Source organism: Hungatella sp., assembly GCF_046966825.1.
In genome coordinates this window covers 1-2,202 of record NZ_JBKVCZ010000284.1, presented here as the reverse complement: position 1 = coordinate 2,202, position 2,202 = coordinate 1, and the positions used below count along the sequence as shown (strand labels likewise).

General features: G+C 52.5%; 2 protein-coding genes and 1 pseudogene. 2 read left to right on the top strand and 1 reads right to left on the bottom strand.

Going from position 1 to position 2,202, the window contains the following annotated elements; translation table 11 throughout:
• The coding region (locus ACLTD4_RS33870) for a DUF3737 family protein (RefSeq protein ID WP_412331989.1) at positions 1–353 on the top strand (353 nt) is incomplete at its 5' end.
• A 1-nt stretch (position 354) separates the two neighbouring features.
• A complete protein-coding gene (locus tag ACLTD4_RS33865; RefSeq protein WP_055652503.1) occupies positions 355–1,536 on the top strand; it encodes a MalY/PatB family protein in 1,182 nt (393 codons plus the stop codon).
• A gap of 15 nt (positions 1,537–1,551) precedes the next feature.
• Here the strand turns inward: ACLTD4_RS33865 and ACLTD4_RS33860 are convergent.
• A pseudogene (locus tag ACLTD4_RS33860) lies at positions 1,552–2,202 on the bottom strand (alpha-glucosidase/alpha-galactosidase); the annotation flags it as partial.

Here is a 2,202-nt window from a genome sequence, read left to right as displayed (position 1 = left end):
AGGATGCGTTCTGGAACAGTGAAAATGTAACCGTTTATGATTCCTTTATCTCCGGTGAGTATTTAGGCTGGAACGCAAAGAATCTTACCCTGATTAACTGCACGGTTGAGAGCAGTCAGGGCATGTGCTACATTGACAATCTGGTCATGAAAAACTGTCGTCTGTTAAATACGACGCTGGCCTTTGAATACTCCACCGTGGACGCAGAGATAAACAATACGATTGACAGTGTCTTAAATCCCAGCGGCGGCAGAATAAAGGCGCAGGGAATCAAAGAGCTGGTTATGGATGCATCCAGAGTGGATGTGACAAAAACTGCTGTTCAGATGCAGGAGCTGAGGGAGGCGGTGTAAGATGTCCCATGATTTTGATAAATTGACAGACCGGCGTGGAAGTAACTCTTTAAAATGGGATATCACGGAACGGGAACTGCCTATGTGGGTGGCGGATATGGATTTTGAAACCGCACCGGAGATTACGGAAGCGCTGAAAAAACGGGCGGAGCACGGAATCTTCGGTTATACCACGGTGCCGGAGGCATGGCGGGAGGCGGTCGCCGGATGGTGGCAGCGGCGTCATAACTTTGAAATGGATCGGGATTGGCTTGTATTCTGCACCGGTGTGGTGCCCGCTGTTTCCAGCGCGGTCCGTAAACTGACGACAGCGGGGGAAGCTGTGCTGGTACAGCCTCCGGTCTATAACATTTTCTATAATTCCATCTGCAACAATGGCCGCAGGGTCATAGAAAACCGGCTTTTATACGATGGGAAGAGTTACAGGATAGACTGGAAGGACCTGGAGAACAAGCTTAAGGATCCTCAGACTGCACTGATGATTCTCTGCAATCCCCAAAATCCTACCGGATCCATCTGGAGCAGAGAAGAGCTGGGAAGAATCGGGGAACTGTGCGCCGCCAATCACGTTACGGTGATTTCCGATGAAATTCACTGTGACTTAACCGAGCCGGGATACGACTATATTCCATTTGCATCGGTATCAGAGGAATGCGCACAGAACAGTATTACCTGCATTGCACCGACAAAGGCGTTTAATCTGGCCGGTCTGCAGACTGCGGCGGTTGCGGTGCCCAACGAATACTTAAGGCATAAGATGGAGCGGGCATTAAACAACGATGAGGTGGCGGAACCGAACGCATTTGCCATTGACGCGGCGATTGCCGCATTTACACAGGGAGAGGAATGGCTGGACGATTTGAGAAACTATCTGGCAGAAAACCGCCGGATCGTCAGAAGCTTTCTGGAACGGGAACTGCCCAATGTTTCTCTTGTGCAGTCCCATGCAACGTATTTGCTCTGGCTGGACTGCACAAGAGTGCTTGGGGACGCGGCGGAGCTGTGCCGTTATCTCCGCAGGGAAACGGGCCTTTACCTGTCGGCCGGCGCCGCATACGGCGGGCATGGAAACCAGTTTCTCCGTATGAATATTGCCTGCCCCGCGTCGAGAGTGGAGGAGGGGCTAAAGCGCCTGAAAGCGGGAACAGACGCTTATGAACAGTATACAGCGGAATGCTGTTAAAACGACGGCTGTCATTTATTTCGCAGTCAAATCCCTTTGTGCCCTTGCGCCGGCGACCTCTTCCGGAGACTTTTCGCGGAGACGCACCGCACCACGGTATCCGTCTCTGGTAGGAATCCTGTCTCCCGAGGAGAGACGTTTTTTGGCAAGCTCTATTTCGTCTTTGTACTGTGGGAGCCACTGCTCCTGAGCTACCAGCATTTCGTCAACCATCTGCCAGATTTCCGGCGGATTGCAGACGGCGCCGGTGAGCGGGTCCATTAAGGCGGCCTGTTTCAGAAGGGTGACGTCTCCGGCGGCTGCGGCTTCCACCGACAGGCGCTGTACCCAGACGGACTGGGAGCACACGGCAGCAGGGCCGAGGGGAAGATCACCAATTTTCGGTACACTGATGCCGTTTCCGTCTACGTAGCAGGGAACCTCGACCACACATTCATAGGGCAGGTTGGATATGCAGCCTTCGTTCATCATATTGAAATGGCCGCGGTACATGCGTCCGGTTTCCAGGGATTCGATGATGTAGGAGCCGTGTTCCAGGCCGCGGTCGGAGCCGTCGTATTTTTTCGGCGGCTCAGCCAGAATTTTTGGATAATCGGTTTCAAACCAGCGGCGTTTGCTTATGTGTGATAAAGAAGTAATAGAAGTGTAAAAAATTTTGCCGTTCCT